Below are 17,111 nucleotides of genomic sequence, written 5' to 3' on the forward strand. Positions count from 1 at the left end.
CCCCCCCCCCCCCCCCCCCCCCCCCAAAAAAAAAAACCCCCCCCCCCAGATCAGTATCAATGTCTCGTGGGCTCGGAGATGTGTATAAGAGACAGTTACACTCTCAATTCTGAAGAGCCCGAAAAGTGCAAAGGGTCGCCGAAACAGTAGAGTTCAAGGCTCTTGGCCACCTGACTACCGCCCGATCCGGTCCGGCTGGCGGATGGGTTGCCAGGAACGTGGGATCAGGGAATCATTTTGGAGAGCCCTGGCGACGTGCCTGCGGCCCTTCTCCTTGTCTTCTGCCGGCACCAGCGGCTGGTACTGCATCCCCACATTCTTCTCATTGGCGATCAGCGCCCGATGCTCGTCACGAAGCATCGACCATACGGTGGCGTCATGAAACTCGCCATCGAGAAAGTAGTAGTCACGAAGCACGCCCTCCAGCGTGAATCCGCTTCGTACCAAGGAAGGAACGGCGTGCCTGTTATATGCGGCCGTCAGGGCGAAAACCCGTCGTGCGTCATAGGTCATGAAGAGTTCGTCAACCAGACGTAATGCGGCCCGGCCTCCCACACCGGAGTCCCAGAGCGACGGTTCGGCGATCATCAACGAAAATTCGAATGACCTCGGGTTGCCTCGTGCTTTCCAACTGGCTGTCCCAACCAGTTCTCCATTGCCGCTCATGATCAGCCTGATGTTGGCGCCTTGTTCGCATGCTTGCCTCAGCGATTCCGGACCCGGACGTTCCCTGACGTCCGATGTCAACGCTGCGGCCGGTGACGCCGACGACAGCCACCCCGCCAAAATCCTGAAGTCTTCGTGCGACTCGGGCACTCTGAATGTGACACGTTCCTCGAGCAAGAAATTTCCCCCAATATGAAATCACCGCTCAGCGAAAGAGCGGCCTTGATGCGCAGCTGATGAGTCGAATTTTTCGCTGGGACTCAGCGATTACTTGATTTCGCGGCGGAATATCCTCACCATGCCTAGTGCAAGAGGCACCAGTACCCACACGGCTGCGGAAACTGCCACCCTGGACCATTCCTGTTGCCCGTCTATGCTGCCGTCAAGCAATGGTCTAAACGTCAGAGAGGTGTCCAGCCAGAGCGATGCTTCTTTGAGCTGCTCTACCAGCTGGGAAACCAGCGACCACATCAGTGGCAGCACGAGATAGACCACTATCGACAAAGCAGGGTTCATGAATAATGCCCCAAAAGCAACGCCGATGAGCATGGACAGGGTAATTCCCAGGTAGACACCGCCCACGTGCGACCATTTCACGTCCCAAACACCGTCCGGTGCGCCGAAGGCACCCGCCGCCAAGGCATTCATGGCCGCCGCAGCTCCGCACAGGGCCACCACCGCGACCAGTGCCAGGACGAGAAGGGCAATGGTCTTGGCCAGGAGTATTCTGTGCCGTTGAGGAACCAGGGCGAAGGTAGTGAGGACGCTGCGCTGTGACCACTCAGTGGTGAGAGAAAGAATCGCACATATGGGCAGAAGCACTGACGCAAGTGCTGAGCCGACGGTCAAGAAGGTCAACGACGTTCGGGTACCGGCCGGGGCTGCAAAGACCGAAGCCATGACGGCCAGCACTGCAACTGCGATACAAACCAGAAGCCAGGACCCTGACCGGGTGCTGACGAGCTTTGTTGCCTCAAGCCGCGTCAACAGCAGAAGGGACGGCGCCGGAAACGCCGTCGGATCACGTAGCTCGGCATCCAACTTTGCCGAGTCAGGCAGGATCGCGTTTTTCACCAATTTATTCACCGCCTGAGGTCAGGTTCATGAATAAGTCCTCGAGGGACCCGGCCGTCGCGGACGAAAGGTGATAAATGGCAATCCCCGAGGCCAGCGCCAGGTCTCCGACCTGCGCAGCCGAGGCGGTGACCAGGATTCGGTTGTCTCCCAGTCGTTCAACTTTGGATCCTGCCGCTATGAGTTCGGCTGCCAGCGTTGCCGGATCCGAACATGCCACGTTTAAGGTGCCCGTTGAGAGTAGTTCGGCGCACGAGCCCCGCGCCACGATGCTGCCGTTGTCGATGACCACCAGATCGTCTGAAATCTGTTCCATCTCGTGCAGCAGGTGGGATGAGAGGAGGACGGTTCCCCCGTTGTCCGCGAACTCACGCAACAGTGATCGCATCCAAAGGATTCCCGCTGGGTCCAATCCGTTGGCAGGCTCGTCGAGCATCAGTGCGGTAGGTCTGCCGATGAGGGCCAGGGCGATTCCGAGGCGCTGGCGCATTCCCAAAGAGTAGTCACCCACACGGCGGTTTCCAGCCGGACCATTGAGGCCAACTTTTTCCAGGTAGCGGTCCACCTCGGTGGTGCTGACGCCCACAGTCTTGGCTGCCAGCCATAGTGTCTGCCGCCCCGTGAGTCCCTTTGCCATGGCCGAAGCATCCAGCAACAAGCCGATGACTCTTCCCGGATTCGGCAGTTGAGCATAGCGATGCCCCGCCACAGTGGAGTGGCCTTGAGTAGCCGTCGTCAACCCGGCAATTATTCGCATGGTGGTGGACTTGCCAGCCCCATTCGGACCTAGAAAGCCCGTAATCCGGCCAGGACGGCAATGGAAAGAAACGTTCCGAACAGATTGTTGTTTCCCATAGGCCTTACTGACATTTTCCACGGTGATCATGAGTTCAGGCTACGAATGACCGCTCCCTGAAGCATCCGCCTTTCGTATGCGTTCACTCCACCAAAGGTTGCATCCGCTGTACTGAAGTACCGGCGCGGGTAAACTTTAGTACCGCTTTGGCCAATAGCCCACGATTGTAGGCGCAAGGAATTTGAATGTGTTGGCTTACCGACTCCGGCTCGAAGATACTTGAGGCGTGTCCGAACCTAATCACCCCATTCGCGTCATGATCGTCGATGACGACCCGTTTGTTCAAGAGGCTTTGAAGCTCCTACTGGAGCACAGTCCTGGCCTGGAACTGGCCGGGTTGGCCTCCACAGGCATCGACGCCGTGAGAACCTTCGAGAACTACGCACCGGACGTCATACTTCTGGACCTGCAAATGCCCGGAATGGACGGCCTCGCTACCCTCGATGCCTTCTCCAAGCTAGGGACGCTTGACCTGCCCCGAATCATTGTCCTCACGAGTTACGCAAAAGATAGCGACGTTTTCTCTGCCCTGCGCGCCGGGGCCAGCGGGTTTCTGCTCAAGGACACGGAGCCTGCGGGCATTGCTGAGGCAATCAGGACGGTTCACGATGGACAGGCGCTGTTATCGCCAGCCGTCACAACCCAATTGATCCGCGAATACAGATACTCCCAACGACGAGTCCCTGCGACTGCGGAGCTATCGCCGGAGTTCAATGACATGACGGAGCGCGAAATCCAGGTAGCGCGAGCAGTAGCTCAGGGAAAGTCCAACAGTGACATCGCTGCCGAATTGTTCATGAGTGTTTCAACGGTAAAAACAAACGTCTCGCGGATCATGATTAAGCTGGGCGTTGCCAACCGGGTACAACTTGCACTGATTTTCCATGGCGTTCACGCTGTTGACCACTCACTCTAAATAGATGCCTCTCCTGGCGAAGGCACGCTGGAACCGCGCACCAAAACAACGCGCTCCACAACAAGAGGGACCTGCCCACGGAGGCACCGGGTCAATTCGGGAAGCCCTTGAAACCCCTGGCTTTCGCCGCTTGGTCTTTGCATGGTCCTTGGGCAACTTCGCAGACGCGTTGCTGCTCTTGGCCGCTGCCATTTGGACAAAGTCCCTGACGGGATCGGACGCTGCCGCGGGTCTGATGCTGGCCATGTTGGGCCTGCCGGCACTGCTGGCTCCCCTGATTGGGCAGGTGGCGGATCGCTTGCCGCGACGCAAGCTCATGATGGCCAATTATGCTGCGGCGGGACTGGTTGTCCTGCCGCTCCTCCTCGTGCGCTCCGTGGATCTGATATGGCTTGCTTACGTCGTCATATTTTTGTACGCAACGGTTTCATATTTCGCGGCGGCGGCACAAAGTGGCCTGATCAAAGACCTTTTGCCTGATCGGTTGCTTGGGCCCTCCAATTCACTGTTGAGCAGCATCGACCAAGGGTTTCGGATCATTGCGCCACCGGCCGGTGCCGCAATCTTCGGGCTTTGGGGCATCGGGCCAATAGCCATCGCCGCAAGTGCATCCTTCTTTGTTGCCGTGGCCCTCTTGTGGCGGCTTAGGGGACCCAAGGCGCCAGAGGCCAGCGCGGCCGTTGGAGGGTTCTGGGGTGGTTCCCTCGATGGTTTCGCGTTCATCCTGCACCACCGGCAGTTGCGTGCCGCAAGCCTGACTGTCGCCATAGCCGTCGGAGCTACGGGCGCGCTGTCTGTCACCAATTTCGCCACCATCGAGCAGGGGCTGGGTCAGGGTCCAGGGTTTCTGGCCGTTCTGGCTGCAGTCCAGGGAGCCGTGTCCATCATCGGAGCGCTCTCCTCATCAATGGTGATGCGCAGAGTCGGTCCAACCGGAACGATGGTGATCGGCACGTCCATCCTGGCAGTGGCGTTGCCATCGCTGGCCACCAGCTCCATCCCGATCGCAATGGCCGGGATCGTACTCATTGGTTTCGGCGTACCGTGGGGTGCTGTCGCCTATATAACGCTGCGGCAATCGGAAGCACCGTCCGGCTTGCAAGGAAGAGTGGGGGCGGCCACTTATTGGGTGTTCAATGTCCCGCAGCTCGTCACTGCCGCTTTAGCGGCGGCTTTGGTGGGAGTGATAGATTACCGCGTCGTTATCCTTGGATGCGCAGCTATGTGCTTGGCCGGAACGCTACCTCTCCTTTGCACGCGAATCCTCAGCGACAGAACGCCCGCCCAGTCCAGACCGGACTAGCCCTATGACCGTGCTCCCCGCATAGCCGAACAAACGGCGCAGGGCGCCTACTCCCTGAGGAGCAGGCGCCCGGATGAGGTCGCGAATAACCTACGCGATGCCCGCCTGGCGCTCGGCACTCTCCACCACGTTGGCCAGGAGCATGGCACGGGTCATCGGTCCTACGCCACCCGGGTTCGGGGACAGCCAAGCGGCGACGTCGGCAGCTGCCGGGTCCACATCTCCGGTGACAACAGCCTTGCCGTTGCCGTCGTCCACACGGCTGACGCCGACGTCGAGCACTATGGCACCCGGCTTGAGGTCCTCAGCTTTGATCATGTGCGGCACGCCGGCTGCGGCAATCACGACGTCGGCCTGCTTGAGTTCCGCCGGCAGGTCCACCGTTCCGGTGTGCGCCAGGATGACCGTGGCGTTGACTTCCTTGCGGGTCAGCAGCAGGCCGATGGGGCGACCGATGGTGACCCCGCGGCCAACCACCAGGACGCGCTTGCCCTTGAGTTCAATGTTGTGGCGGCGGAGCAACTCCACGCAGCCCTTGGGCGTGCAGGGCAACGGGGACTTCATCTCACCGTTGACGTTGGCCACCAAACGGCCAAGGTTCATGGGGTGCAGGCCATCGGCGTCCTTGTCAGGGTCCATGGCTTCGAGGATGACGTCCTGGTCGATGTGCTTGGGCAGCGGCAGCTGGACGATGTAACCCGTGCATTCCGGGTTGTCGTTGAGCTCGCGAACAACGTCCAGGAGGTCTTCCTGGCTGATGTCCTCGGGGAGGTCGCGGCGGATGGACTGGATGCCAACCTCGGCGCAGTCCTTGTGTTTTCCTCCCACGTACCAGGTACTGCCGGGGTCCGAGCCCACCAGGATGGTGCCCAGGCCGGGGACGATTCCCTTGGCGGCCAGGACGGAAACGCGAGTGGTCAGTTCTGCCTTGATGGCTGCGGCGGTGGCCTTGCCGTCAAGGATCTGTGCGGTGGACTGTGTCATTCCATCTGCTCTTTCTGGTGGGTGACCTGTTGGATCATGCCAACGGGACCCGCCGCCGTAGGTGTGGCGGCGGATCCCGTTGGTTCCGGTTCAATGCCCGGGCAGTGCTTTATTCATCCGCGAAAAGCGGATTTACCACTGCTCGTGCTGCGGGTACAGCGGGAAGTCAGCAGCGAGCTTGTCGACGCGGGCCTGGAGGGCTTCTGCATCAACGCTGCCAGCGGCGCCCTTTACGAGCGCGGTGGCGATGATCTCGGCAACCTCGGTGAACTCGGTCGCACCGAATCCGCGGGTAGCCAGGGCCGGCGTGCCGATGCGGAGACCGGAGGTGACCATCGGCGGGCGGGGGTCGAACGGAACAGCGTTGCGGTTCACGGTGATGCCCACGGAGTGCAGGAGGTCCTCGGCCTGCTGGCCGTCCAGCTGCGAGTTACGCAGGTCAACCAGGACCAGGTGAACATCGGTGCCGCCGGTGAGGACCGAGACGCCGGCTTCGGCGACGTCGGACTGGTTCAGGCGGTCGGCGATGATCTTGGCACCCTCGAGCACGCGCTCCTGGCGTTCCTTGAACTCTTCGCTGCCTGCAATCTTGAAAGCAACGGCCTTCGCGGCGATCACGTGCATGAGCGGGCCGCCCTGCTGGCCCGGGAAGACGCTGGAGTTCAGCTTCTTGGCCCATTCCTGCTTGCCAAGGATCACACCGGAACGCGGACCTGCGAGGGTCTTGTGAACCGTGGAGGTGACGACGTCGGAGTACGGGACCGGGCTCGGGTGCAGGCCTGCTGCAACCAGGCCGGCGAAGTGTGCCATGTCCGTCCAGAGGAGGGCGCCAACTTCATCGGCGATGGAGCGGAAGGCAGCGAAGTCGAGGTGACGCGGGTAGGCGGACCAGCCGGCAATGATGACCTGCGGCTTCTCGGCGATGGCCTGCTCGCGCAGCTTGTCCATGTCTACGCGGAAGTTGTCTTCTTCAACCTGGTAGGCAGCTACGTTGTAGAGCTTGCCGGAGAAGTTGAGCTTCATGCCATGGGTCAGGTGCCCACCGTGTGCCAGGGACAGGCCAAGGATCTTGTCGCCCGGGGTGATCATGGCGGAGAGAGCGGCAGCGTTGGCCTGGGCACCTGAGTGCGGCTGGACGTTGGCGTACTCTGCGCCGAAGAGTTCCTTGACGCGGTCAATGGCGAGCTGCTCAGCGATGTCGACGTATTCACAACCGCCGTAGTAGCGGCGGCCCGGGTAACCCTCAGCGTACTTGTTGGTCAGGACGGAGCCTTGGGCTTCCATGACGGCGCGGGGGGCGAAGTTTTCGGACGCAATCATTTCCAGGGTGCCGCGCTGGCGGCCGAGTTCCTGGTTGAGGACTGCTGCGATCTCGGGATCGAGATCGGCCAGCGACTGGTTGCTGACAGACGCGGAAGTGGTTGTGGTAGTCACGGAGATCTCCTGGCTAGGCAACGGGTGGTGCTACAGGTCAGGCTACCGGCAGCAGCATTCCCGCGTCCCCTTGATGACAGGAGGCATCGGTCACGTGCATGCGACGGTAAGACATGACCCTCGGCCCAGGCGTACGATCCGTGGTCTTCATGATTGCCGCTCCCTGGTGGTAGTCCACCCAACGCCAGTTGCGACCTGTTAACAGTACAACAACGCGGCACAGGTAGGCTTGATCGTGTGACTGACTCCACCGCTTTCGTTGTAACACTCTCCTGCCCCGATCGTCCCGGCATCGTCCATGCGGTGGCCGGTGCCCTCCTCGAGGCCGGCTGCAATATCGCCGACTCCCAGCAGTACGGAAGCCCCAGCACAGGAAACTTCTTCATGCGGGTGGAGGCAACCACATCGTCCTCCCAGGACGAACTGAGCGCAGTCCTGCGGCCGGTGGCCGAGTCCTTCGGCATGACCTGGCGGATCAATCCTGTTGGCGAGAAGGTCCGCACCATCATCCTGTGCTCCAAGGACGCGCACTGCCTCAACGACCTCCTGTTCCAGCAGCGCACCGGCACCTTGCCCATTGACGTTCCGGCCATCGTGTCCAACCACCGGGACCTTGAAGAACTGGCCAACTTCTACGGCATCCCGTTCCACCACATCCCGGTGACGCCTGAGACCAAGCCCCAGGCTGAGGCGCAGCTGCTGAAGCTGATTGCCGAGCACGACGTCGAGTTGACCGTCCTGGCCCGCTACATGCAGGTGCTTTCCAACGATCTGTGCACGGAGTTGAACGGCAAGGCCATCAACATCCACCACTCCTTCCTCCCCTCTTTCAAGGGCGCCAAGCCGTACCACCAGGCCCACGCCCGCGGTGTGAAGATCATTGGTGCCACGGCCCACTACGTGACTGCGGACCTCGACGAGGGCCCGATCATTGAGCAGGAAGTCATCCGCGTTGACCACGCACGCACGGCTGCCCAGTTCGTCCAGATGGGCCGCGACGTCGAAGGCCGCACGCTGGCTCAGGCGGTCCAATGGCATGCCGAACACCGCGTGCTCCTGGACGGCACCCGGACCGTGGTGTTCAACTAACGCCACTCCTATGCTGGGGGTATGCAGGGCATCCCTGACGCCGACCACGAGGAAGACTTGGCTGTCTTTTATGACCGCCAAGCACCGGTTCGGAATACCCGCGCCCTGACGCCGCACCGGGTTGAATGCCGGGAATGGTTTATCCGGTTGTTGAAGTCCGAACACCGTCATTCGTTGTTTGAACTGGGTTGCGGCACGGGCGTCGAGGGCGTGGAGTTTGTCCGTGCCGGGTTGCACTACACCGGCGTGGACCTGTCCTCTGAGAGCATTCACCTGGCACGCGCGGCCGGGCTTGACGCTACCGTTGCCAGCGGCCGCACCCTGCCGTTTCCGGATGCTGTCTTTTCAGCCACCTGGACCATGAGCACGCTTTTACATGTCCCCAACAGCGGAATTCACGACGTCGTCCGCGAACTTGTGCGGGTCACCGCACCTGGTGCGCCAATCGCCGTCGGGCTCTGGTCAGGTGAGGACGATGAAGTCCTGAACCCGGAAGACCTTGAGGAACCGCGGCGATTCTTCAGCCGTCGAAGCGATGACAGCGTCCGGCGGATCTTTGGCCAGCACGGCTCGGTGGAGCACTTCCGGACGTGGCCCGAAGGTGTGGGCCTGGAGTCCGGTCCGGGAGCGGGAAACTGGTCCCAGCACTACCAATTCCTGGTCCTCCGCACTCCTGCACCCAACTAGCTCGCAGTTGTGGTTGTTCCCAGCGCTGAGAACGACCTCAACTGCGAGCTACTTGGGAACTAAGCTGGCTCCATGGCTCCCTCATACACGTTCGCCGGGGACACCCCGGCCATCCATGAAACCGCGTTCGTTGCGCCCACTGCCTCGATCATCGGCAAGGCCACGTTGGCCGAGGACTCCAGCGCCTTCTATGGCGTCTCCGTCCGCGCTGACACGGCTGCGATCAGCGTCGGCGCAGGGTCCAACCTGCAGGACAACGTAGTCCTTCACGCCGACCCGGGCTTTCCCTGCACGGTAGGCGAGCGCGTCTCCGTAGGGCACAGTGCCGTGGTCCATGGATGCACTGTGGAGGACGACTGCCTGATCGGCATGAGCGCCACCATCCTCAACGGCGCGGTGATCGGCACGGGCTCGCTCATCGCCGCCGGCGCAGTGGTCTTGGAAGGCACAGTCATTCCCCCGCGGTCCTTGGTTGCCGGCGTGCCCGCCAAGGTCCGCCGTGAACTCACCGACGAAGAGCTCGAGGGCGTGAAGCACAACGCAGCACATTACAAGGAGCTCGCTGCAGCGCACCGGGAAATGCACGCTTAACGCCAAATGCGAGGCCCGCTCAGCATCCCCACCGCGATTGGTTTCGGGTGCAGAGCGGGCCTCGCAACGTGGTGCTTATCGCCTGGCGGGGTTTAGTCCAGGGAGATCGGGCCGAGCTCGTCCAGGAGATCACCTGGTCCGGGGTTACCGGCAACGGACGAACCACCCAAGTGGTTCACCACTCCCCACACGGCGTTCAGGCCCGTGGTCACAGCGCCCTCGGCCCAGCCGGCGGTGAAGGAAACGTCGTCGCCGGCGAGGAAGATGCCGCGCTGGTGGGCCGGCAGCTGGTCCTGCTTGAAGTGGGTGAACAATCGCTGCTGGTAGCGGTAGTGCCCGGGCAGGTTGGCCTTGAAGGCGCCCATGAAGTTGGGGTCCGCTTCCCAGGACACGGTGATCGGCTGCCCGATGATGTGGCTGGCAATGTCTACGCCCGGGTAGATCTGTTCCAGGGAGTGCAGCATGAGCTTCACCCGCTCGTCCGCGGTCAGGGCAAGCCATTTCAGGGCGTCATCGTTCCATGTGTAGGAAAGGAGCATGACCGCGGGCTTGTCCGGGCCGTCGTCGAGCAGGTACGTGGCGCGGTTGAGGCGGTCGGTGAGGGTCATGGAGAGGACTTCGCGTCCGGTCTCGGGATCGATGTCCTTCCAGAACGGGCGGTCCACCATCACAAAAGTCTTGGAAGACTGCATGTAATGCGAGCGCTCGATCGCGGTCCACAGTTCGGCCGGGAACAGCGCTTCCTCCGTGTGGATGCGGGTGGACAACAGCCAGGACTGGCAGGTGGTCACCACAGCTTGGTAGGTGGCTTCGCGTCCCCAGTTTTCGCGGACCAGGAGGTCGCCGTTCTCCGCCCGGCGAATGTTGTCCACGGCTCCCCGCGGCGAACCGCTGTGCAGCGATGACAGCGAGGTGCCCTCCGGCCAGTACTTGAGGCCCGACGGCGCGTGGCTCCAGAGTGCCTCGGGAAGCCTTTGCGCTCCTCCAGCGATGGAGCGGTGCTGGTCGTCGGCGTCGGTGTAGACCACGCGGAGGATTTCGAGGATGGAGTTGGGGAAGTCGGTGTCCCAGCCGCCGGTGCCGAAGCCTACTTGGCCGAAGGCCTCCCGGTGGGCGAAACCGGCCTCCTTGAAGGACTTGCTGGCGGCGATGAAGCCGTAGAAGGTTTGCTCATCGAGCTCCGGGAGGAGTGCGTTCCAGAGTTCCTTGATCCGCTTGGTGTCGCGGGCTTTGATGGCCTCCTGCATTTCTGCGAAGGCAGCGCCGTCGTTGACTGCTGCTTTCCAGGCGTCGGCTACTTCGAGGAAGAACTCCGGCAACTCATCGGCCGTGGTGGCGTAGTGCTTCTTGCCAGCGAGTTCGATCACCGTGGAGGACGTTGCCGGTGCCATGGGGTTGGGGAACTCGTTGGTGTCCAGGCCGAGCAGGTCCACGTAGTGGTAGAACGCCTTGCCGGAGACGGGGAAACGCATGCCGCCAAGGTCTGCCACCACGCCAGGTGCTGATGGGAAGCTGGCCGTGCGGAGGCGGCCACCGATCTGGTCGGCCTCGTAAATGACGGGCTTGAGGCCAAGCTTCATCAATTCATAGGCAGTGACGAGCCCGGACAGTCCGGCGCCGATGATGGCTACTTCCGTGCCGAAGAGCTCCTCGGGAACTGAGCCCAGACCGTCCGGGTGGGCCAGGTAGTGGTCGTAGCTGAAGGGGAAGTCCGGGTTCAGCATGGTGATGGGGGCTCCAGCGGCGGCCGATTCGGGTGCTCCTGGTTCCTCGATAAGAGGGAGTTCTGTGGCGATGGTCATGAATGTGCTGCTTTCACAGATTCCGGGCTCACGGCCCTGGTGGTCAGTTCACGATAGTCCTGCTCGCTGAGCGCGGCTACCTTGGAGTTCCGGCGTCCATAGCCGAAGTAGATGGCGATGCCCACCAGCATCCAGACACCGAAGGTGATCCAGGTGTCGGCGCCCAGGTTCAGCATCAGGTAGGCACACATCAGCGTGCCCAGAATGGGAGTGATCGGGTACAGCGGAACCTTGAAGCTCCGCTCGAGGTCGGGACGGTTGCGCCGCAGGTAAATGACGGCCACGTTGACCAGCGCGAAGGCGAACAGTGTGCCGATGCTGGTGGCATCGGCCAACGCACCAAGCGGCACCAAGCCTGCAGTGAGGGCGACGGCAGTCCCGATGATGAGCGTCCCGGCCACCGGAGTGCCGGTGCGGCGGGAGACGCGGCCGAAGACTTTGGGCACCATGCCGTCGCGGGACATGGAGAGCAGGATGCGGGTCTGGCCGTAAAGAACAGTCAATACGATGCTGGCGATCGCCAGCACTGCACCGATGGAGAAGACCAGGGCGATCCATGGCTGGCCGGTGATCTCGTGCAGGATCTGCACGAGGGCAGCTTCCGTGCCATCGAACCAGTTCCACGGACGGGCGCCGATGGCTGCGACAGCAACCAGGACGTAGATACTGGTGACGATCACCATGGAGAGCATGATGGCGCGGGGAAGGTCGCGCTTGGGGTTCTTTGCTTCCTCGCCGGCAGTGGAGGCGGCGTCGAAGCCGATGTAGGAGAAGAAGACGCTGGACGCGGCCGCGGAAACACCTGCGGCGCCCATGGGCAGCAGCGGTTCGAAGTTGCCTGCGTTGAAGGCCGTGAAGGCCACGGCGCAGAAGAAGATCAGGATGCCCACCTTGATGATGACGATTGCGGTGTTGATCCACGCACTTTCACGGGCACCGCGCACCAGCAGGATCATGGCCAACACCACGATCACCATGGCGGGGAGGTTGACTATGCCACCATCGCCCGGCGGTTGGCTCACGGCGTCCGGGAGCAACTGTCCAAAGGCGGCCAGGGTTTCATTGACGTACTGCCCGGCGCCCACGGCAACGGCCGCTACGGAGACTGCGTATTCCAGCACCAGGCACCAACCGCAGATCCAGGCCATGCCCTCGCCCATGGTGGCGTAGGAGTAGGAGTAGCTGGACCCTGCCACCGGGACCAGCCCGGCCATTTCGGCGTAGGACACCGCGGAGAGCAGCGCCGCCAGGCCGGCGATGACGAACGAGATCCAAATGGCCGGTCCCGCCAGGGGCACGGACTCGCCGAGGATCACCAGGATGCCGGTGCCAAGAGTGGCGCCAACGCTGATCATGGTCAGCTGGAGGACGCCGAAGCTGCGGACCAATGGCGTTCCGCCCTCGCTGCTTCCGGCTTCGCCAACCATCTGGCCAATGGGCTTGCGGCGCAGAAGCTGGGCTCCGAGGCTCGGCCTCGTGACGCTCACTGCCGCTGAATTTTCGGTGTTCACAGGCACAGTCACCCTTGACGTCCCTTCAAAGTAGTTTCGATTTCCCCTCCACAAGACTGGCATGTGAGCCACCTCTCACCGCGGTGCAAAATGACCTATAGTGTTCAACCATGAGACGTAATGCACACTATCAAGCGGTCGCCCCGGCGACGCTCTCAGGACAGGTCACCGTTGACCTGTCCGCCATTTCAGACAACATCAAAGCCCTGAAGGAGCGCACGGAGGCACCCTTCTTCATGGCCGTCGTCAAGGGCAACGCCTATGGCCACGGGCTGGTGGAAGTGGCCCGCACGGCAGTGGATGCCGGGGCAGACTGGCTGGGAACCGCCCAACTTACCGAGGCCATCGCGCTCAGGCAGGCAGGCATCACCGTGCCTATCCTGTCGTGGCTCTATCTGGCATCCCAGACGAGTTCCACCATCCTTGAGGCACTCGAAAACAGCATCGATGTTTCGCTCGGAAGCGTTGGTCAACTGGAGGTGCTGGTGGGTATCGCGGGGCGCCTCGGACGTCCCGCCGTCGTCCATCTTGAACTGGACAGCGGCCTGAGCCGCGGCGGTGCCCGCAAGGAGGATTGGGCAGAACTCGTAACCCGCGCACGGCAGGCCGAGCTGGACGGCTCCCTCCGCGTCCGCGGCCTCTGGACCCACCTGGCCTGGGCCGATGTTCCTGCCCACCCCGGCAACGCCAGCGCCGTTGCGGAGTTCGAAGACGCTGTCCGCGAAGCACGCGAAGCCGGCCTGGACCCCGAACTCCGGCACGTGTCCAGCTCCGCCAACATCCTGGACCGGCCCGAATTCCACTTCGACATGGTCCGCGCGGGCCTGGCCATCTACGGACTGGCTCCGGCCGACCACCTGGACCCGGCTGACTTCGGACTGCGCCCGGCACTGACCGTGACCGCACCGCTGGTCATGGTCAAAAAGGTTCCAGCGGGCACCGGCGTCAGCTACGAACACCAGGCCATCACCTACGAACCCCGCTTCCTTGGCCTCATCCCGCTGGGTTACGCGGACGGCATCCCCAAGGGCATCAGCGGCCGATCATTAGTGAACATCGCAGGCCGGAGCGTCCCGGTCATCGGCAAGGTGTGCATGGACCAGTTCATGGTGGACCTCGGCCCGGATGCTTCGGGAATCGACGTCGGAGACACCGCCGTTTTGTTCGGCGATCCGGCCACCGGGGCCGCGAGCGCCGATGACTGGGGCGCCGCAATCGGCAGCCACGGGGACGAGATCATCAACAGGATCGCACCCCGTCTGCCCCGCGCCTACGCTTCCAGCGCCTACCAGTGCCCCGACTACCAGGAACCGGCCGACGCCGGGCAGGGCCATGTCGCCTGAGCCCGCCACCGCCCGCCTGAGTTTCGTCACGCTCGAACAGTTTGTTGAGCAGCTGCCGCCGGAGTTGAAGATGCTTCACGACGGCGGCAGCGGTGGCTCGTTGCTGCGGTGGGTGGAACCCAGTGAGCTCGAGGACCCCACGCCCTACCTTCCCGAGGGAGAATTCCTCCTGACCGCCGGGCTGCCCTTCCTGGGAAAGGGTGGCTCAGCGGCCAAGGTGGATGCCTACGTCCAGCGGTTGGTTGATGCCAAAGTTGCGGCTCTGGGGTTCGGCATCCGGCCCTATTTCGACGCCGTCCCCGATGCCCTGCTCGACGCCTGCCGGAAGCACAACCTCACCTTGTTCGAGGTACCGGAGTCCGTGCCGTTCGCGGCGATCGGCCTCGAGTTTTCACAACTCCTGGAGACAGACACCGCAAGGGTCTTCCGGCAGTTGGCCGATACCAACCGCCAGCTCATGCGGGCAGTCCTCTCCCCCAGGCCGGAACACGAACTCCTCGCCGCCCTCGTTCAGCGGGTTCCCGTGTGGGCGGTCCTCGTGGGCGCCGACGGGCGGGTCCGCGCACGCGGGCACAGTGCCGGCGGCAGCACCGGCGTCGAGCATTCAATGCTGGCTCCGATGCTGGAGCGGTTGCTGTCCGGCAGCGGTCCGCGCGTGGAGATGGACGGTTTTGAGCAGCCGGGATCGGCCTTGGTGTTCGGACACCCGCTGCGCAGTACGAAGGATGCGAACCTCGGCGCCTTGATCCTCGGTTCGGATGCTCCCCTGACCCCTGCCCAGAACAACGTGGTGCAATCGGCTGTGGGCTTGCTGGAATTGCTGGTGCGGCAGCGGACCAGTGGATCCCTTGCGCCCAGCCAACTGGCGACTGCCGTGCTGCTGCACCCGGACTCGCTGACCACCGGGGGCACCAAGCACGTTAACGGACTTAAGGACCTGCTGGCACAGAGCCTGTCCTCCACGCGTTCGGCACAAATGCGGGTGGTGCAGGGCGTGCGGGTGGATGGGGCGGCGGACGATGGGCCGGTCCGGGAACTGCTGCAATGGCGCAGGCTCTTCGACACCAAGCTGGTGGAGATCACCGAGTACGGTTTCGCCGCGATTACGCGGCTGAAGGTGGACGATTCCCTGGTGGCCGACGTCGAGAAACTGGGGTGGCGCCTGGTGGTGGGTGAACCCACGGAACTTCCCGGCCTTAGTGCTGCCTACCAGCGGGCAACATCCTTGCGCGGCCGGGTCCTCTCCACCGGCAAGAGCGCACGCGTGGATGAAGTGACGTGGTCCGTCGCCGGGCTTTTAGGGCGCGAAGCAGGGACCCTCCTGGCCGAACGGCTGCTTGCACCGGTGCTCTCGCTGGAGGCGGACAGGCGCGATCCGTTGCTTGGCGTCCTGCGCGGCTGGCTTAGCGAAAACGGCAGCTGGGACGGCTCCGCCAAGTTACTGGGGCTGCACCGGAACAGTGTCCGCCGGCAGATCGGCGTTCTGGGCGAACTGCTGGACATGGACCTCAACCAGGCGCAGGTGCGTGCTGAGCTGTGGTTCGCGTTGCAGTACGTGGACGAGTTGGTGGCTAGCCTTCCTGCGGAGGGCACCACGGATCTGGCGGGCACCACCTAGATGACACCGAATTCTTCTGTGCAAGCGGTTTTCACCACTCATTTTTGCCGCTATTTGCACCTATTTTGGCTGTCGGGCGGCTAGGGGGCTGCTCAAGGTGTCTAGCCTCCTCGTGGGTGCCGAATCTCATCGGCGCCGTACAGATCATCATTTCCGAGGGGGAAATATGCTCGCTACGACAGCAGTCAGGCCACCAGCACCGTGGCCGCAATCAGGAGCAAAATCGACGATATGGTCATTCGTTACGACGGTTGGTTCCTCGTCCTGCTCGCTGTTCTTATGGTCCTCGCATTCGCGATTCTGGGCGCCATGGCCATCTGGTGCCTGACGTCCGGCCGTGGACGGTTCGTCGGCAACTGGAGTTGGAGCCAGTGGGGCGTTTCCGTCTGGGTGGAGTGCGTCTAGTCGTCAGATAACCGCGGTGGTGGCATCGTCGTGCGATGCCACCACAGCCAGATCATGGAGCCAAAGCCCAATGCCCCTTACTGTCGACCACATCGATTATGCGTACAACTTTCAGAAGCAAGTCCTGCATGACGTCTCACTCAGCATTTCCGGAAACAGAATCATGGGTCTTATCGGTCCCAACGGATCAGGCAAGTCAACCCTCATCAAGGTGATTTTGGACCTACTGCAAATGCAGGGTGGCAGCGTCCACATCAACGGGCACCGGAATTCCAGTCGCAGTGCGAAAATGTCTGCAATGTACCTCTCGAGCAATGATTACCTGCCCGAGTTCCTAACCGGTGAAGAATACCTTCGATTCCTGCATGGTCTCTACACTGAACCGCTCGATCTGAAGGTCCTTGGTCATCACTTTGACCGCTATTCAATGAGTGGTCGCCACCGTGACCTCATTGAGGACTACTCGCATGGAATGCGCAAGAAACTCCAGCTCATTGCCGCATTCATGCTGGAACGTCGTCTCACTGTTATCGATGAGACACTCAATGGAGTGGACATCGAATCAGTAAAGATCTTCGAAAAAGACGTCCGGAATCTCGCAAGCGATGGGCGCTCGGTACTCTTGTGCAGCCATGACTTCAACGTTCTTGAGAATGTGGCCGATGACATTGCCGTCCTCATCCAAGGCGCCCTGGTCTTCCAAGGGGGCCTGGGTTCAGTCAACAAGGACTATGGCAACCTCTCCGCCCTTGCTTCTGAGTACATCCAGTCGATGGAAGTCGAGTAGATGCGGTTCGAGAGCATTGTCCTGTTGTTTCGACTATTTTGGACA

General features: G+C 62.0%; 16 protein-coding genes and 1 riboswitch. Of the genes, 9 read left to right on the top strand and 7 right to left on the bottom strand.

The genetic code is table 11. The features are described from left to right. Positions 1–174: 174 nt before the first annotated feature. The 3 genes from ACLRGI_RS22310 to ACLRGI_RS22320 all read right to left on the bottom strand — a co-directional run bounded on the left by ACLRGI_RS22310 (position 175) and on the right by ACLRGI_RS22320 (position 2,626). Positions 175–843: a GNAT family N-acetyltransferase gene (locus ACLRGI_RS22310; RefSeq protein ID WP_419203635.1), complete on the bottom strand. Its 669-nt coding sequence runs from the start codon at positions 841–843 to the stop codon at positions 175–177. A gap of 90 nt (positions 844–933) precedes the next feature. Further along, positions 934–1,740 carry a hypothetical protein gene (locus ACLRGI_RS22315; protein ID WP_419203636.1) on the bottom strand — a complete coding sequence of 269 codons (807 nt, stop codon included), beginning with the start codon at positions 1,738–1,740 and terminating at the stop codon, positions 934–936. A 4-nt stretch (positions 1,741–1,744) separates the two neighbouring features. Next, a complete protein-coding gene (locus ACLRGI_RS22320) occupies positions 1,745–2,626 on the bottom strand; it encodes an ABC transporter ATP-binding protein (protein WP_419203637.1) in 882 nt (293 codons plus the stop codon). Positions 2,627–2,822: 196 nt separating this feature from the next. On the opposite strand from ACLRGI_RS22320, the gene ACLRGI_RS22325 reads away from it, so the two are divergent. Together ACLRGI_RS22325 and ACLRGI_RS22330 are read left to right on the top strand one after the other, a co-directional pair. Beyond that, positions 2,823–3,512 (top strand): response regulator, encoded by a 690-nt coding sequence (locus tag ACLRGI_RS22325; protein WP_419203638.1) that lies wholly within the window; start codon positions 2,823–2,825, stop codon positions 3,510–3,512. Between the two features lie 4 nt (positions 3,513–3,516). Continuing rightward, the gene (locus tag ACLRGI_RS22330; protein WP_419203639.1) at positions 3,517–4,815 is read left to right on the top strand and encodes an MFS transporter; all 1,299 of its coding nucleotides are present in this window, start codon (positions 3,517–3,519) and stop codon (positions 4,813–4,815) included. A gap of 90 nt (positions 4,816–4,905) precedes the next feature. Here the strand turns inward: ACLRGI_RS22330 and ACLRGI_RS22335 are convergent, their stop codons facing one another. Both ACLRGI_RS22335 and glyA read right to left on the bottom strand, forming a co-directional pair. After that, complete coding sequence (locus ACLRGI_RS22335; protein ID WP_419203640.1) at positions 4,906–5,799, bottom strand: bifunctional methylenetetrahydrofolate dehydrogenase/methenyltetrahydrofolate cyclohydrolase; 894 nt, start codon at positions 5,797–5,799, stop codon at positions 4,906–4,908. A gap of 132 nt (positions 5,800–5,931) precedes the next feature. Then, positions 5,932–7,233 carry a serine hydroxymethyltransferase gene (gene glyA / locus ACLRGI_RS22340; protein WP_419203641.1) on the bottom strand — a complete coding sequence of 434 codons (1,302 nt, stop codon included), beginning with the start codon at positions 7,231–7,233 and terminating at the stop codon, positions 5,932–5,934. Between the two features lie 116 nt (positions 7,234–7,349). Then, positions 7,350–7,435: riboswitch (ZMP/ZTP riboswitch) on the bottom strand. Positions 7,436–7,470: 35 nt separating this feature from the next. On the opposite strand from glyA, the gene purU reads away from it, so the two are divergent. From purU to ACLRGI_RS22355, 3 genes are all read left to right on the top strand, one after another. After that, entirely contained in the window at positions 7,471–8,322 is an 852-nt protein-coding gene (gene purU / locus ACLRGI_RS22345; RefSeq protein ID WP_419203642.1) for a formyltetrahydrofolate deformylase, read from the top strand. 21 nt (positions 8,323–8,343) lie between these two features. Next, positions 8,344–9,009 carry a class I SAM-dependent methyltransferase gene (locus ACLRGI_RS22350; RefSeq protein ID WP_419203643.1) on the top strand — a complete coding sequence of 222 codons (666 nt, stop codon included), beginning with the start codon at positions 8,344–8,346 and terminating at the stop codon, positions 9,007–9,009. A 72-nt stretch (positions 9,010–9,081) separates the two neighbouring features. Continuing rightward, positions 9,082–9,600 (top strand): gamma carbonic anhydrase family protein, encoded by a 519-nt coding sequence (locus tag ACLRGI_RS22355; protein WP_419203644.1) that lies wholly within the window; start codon positions 9,082–9,084, stop codon positions 9,598–9,600. A gap of 92 nt (positions 9,601–9,692) precedes the next feature. Here the strand turns inward: ACLRGI_RS22355 and ACLRGI_RS22360 are convergent, their stop codons facing one another. Together ACLRGI_RS22360 and ACLRGI_RS22365 are read right to left on the bottom strand one after the other, a co-directional pair. Beyond that, complete coding sequence (locus ACLRGI_RS22360) at positions 9,693–11,402, bottom strand: flavin monoamine oxidase family protein (RefSeq protein ID WP_419203645.1); 1,710 nt, start codon at positions 11,400–11,402, stop codon at positions 9,693–9,695. Then, a complete protein-coding gene (locus ACLRGI_RS22365) occupies positions 11,399–12,829 on the bottom strand; it encodes an amino acid permease (protein WP_419203661.1) in 1,431 nt (476 codons plus the stop codon). The genes ACLRGI_RS22360 and ACLRGI_RS22365 overlap by 4 nt, the downstream gene beginning before the upstream one ends. Before the next feature lie 194 nt (positions 12,830–13,023). Here ACLRGI_RS22365 and alr point away from each other — a divergent pair, with 194 nt between their 5' ends. The 4 genes from alr to ACLRGI_RS22385 all read left to right on the top strand — a co-directional run bounded on the left by alr (position 13,024) and on the right by ACLRGI_RS22385 (position 17,066). Then, on the top strand, positions 13,024–14,256 hold the full coding sequence (gene alr, locus ACLRGI_RS22370; protein WP_419203646.1) for an alanine racemase: 1,233 nt from the start codon (positions 13,024–13,026) through the stop codon (positions 14,254–14,256). Then, complete coding sequence (locus ACLRGI_RS22375; protein ID WP_419203648.1) at positions 14,246–15,874, top strand: PucR family transcriptional regulator; 1,629 nt, start codon at positions 14,246–14,248, stop codon at positions 15,872–15,874. Before alr ends, ACLRGI_RS22375 begins: the two co-directional genes overlap by 11 nt. Before the next feature lie 231 nt (positions 15,875–16,105). After that, positions 16,106–16,279, top strand: coding sequence for a hypothetical protein (locus tag ACLRGI_RS22380; RefSeq protein ID WP_419203649.1), 174 nt, complete (start codon positions 16,106–16,108; stop codon positions 16,277–16,279). Between the two features lie 70 nt (positions 16,280–16,349). Next, a complete protein-coding gene (locus ACLRGI_RS22385) occupies positions 16,350–17,066 on the top strand; it encodes an ATP-binding cassette domain-containing protein (RefSeq protein ID WP_419203650.1) in 717 nt (238 codons plus the stop codon). Positions 17,067–17,111 lie beyond the last annotated feature (45 nt).

Source organism: Paenarthrobacter sp. PPS72, assembly GCF_048537125.1.
In the GTDB taxonomy this organism is placed as follows: domain Bacteria; phylum Actinomycetota; class Actinomycetes; order Actinomycetales; family Micrococcaceae; genus Arthrobacter; species Arthrobacter nitroguajacolicus_E.

What these genes read in the sequence shown, in the direction of transcription:
- ACLRGI_RS22320 (WP_419203637.1), bottom strand. Translation starts at nt 2,626, where the DNA reads ATGATCACCGTGGAAAATGTCAGTAAGGCCTATGGGAAACAACAATCT.
- ACLRGI_RS22330 (WP_419203639.1), top strand. Translation starts at nt 3,517, where the DNA reads ATGCCTCTCCTGGCGAAGGCACGCTGGAACCGCGCACCAAAACAACGC.
- ACLRGI_RS22335 (WP_419203640.1), bottom strand. Translation starts at nt 5,799, where the DNA reads ATGACACAGTCCACCGCACAGATCCTTGACGGCAAGGCCACCGCCGCA.
- ACLRGI_RS22350 (WP_419203643.1), top strand. Translation starts at nt 8,344, where the DNA reads ATGCAGGGCATCCCTGACGCCGACCACGAGGAAGACTTGGCTGTCTTT.
- ACLRGI_RS22355 (WP_419203644.1), top strand. Translation starts at nt 9,082, where the DNA reads ATGGCTCCCTCATACACGTTCGCCGGGGACACCCCGGCCATCCATGAA.
- ACLRGI_RS22360 (WP_419203645.1), bottom strand. Translation starts at nt 11,402, where the DNA reads ATGACCATCGCCACAGAACTCCCTCTTATCGAGGAACCAGGAGCACCC.
- ACLRGI_RS22365 (WP_419203661.1), bottom strand. Translation starts at nt 12,829, where the DNA reads ATGGTTGGCGAAGCCGGAAGCAGCGAGGGCGGAACGCCATTGGTCCGC.
- alr (WP_419203646.1), top strand. Translation starts at nt 13,024, where the DNA reads ATGAGACGTAATGCACACTATCAAGCGGTCGCCCCGGCGACGCTCTCA.
- ACLRGI_RS22375 (WP_419203648.1), top strand. Translation starts at nt 14,246, where the DNA reads ATGTCGCCTGAGCCCGCCACCGCCCGCCTGAGTTTCGTCACGCTCGAA.
- ACLRGI_RS22380 (WP_419203649.1), top strand. Translation starts at nt 16,106, where the DNA reads ATGGTCATTCGTTACGACGGTTGGTTCCTCGTCCTGCTCGCTGTTCTT.
- ACLRGI_RS22385 (WP_419203650.1), top strand. Translation starts at nt 16,350, where the DNA reads ATGCCCCTTACTGTCGACCACATCGATTATGCGTACAACTTTCAGAAG.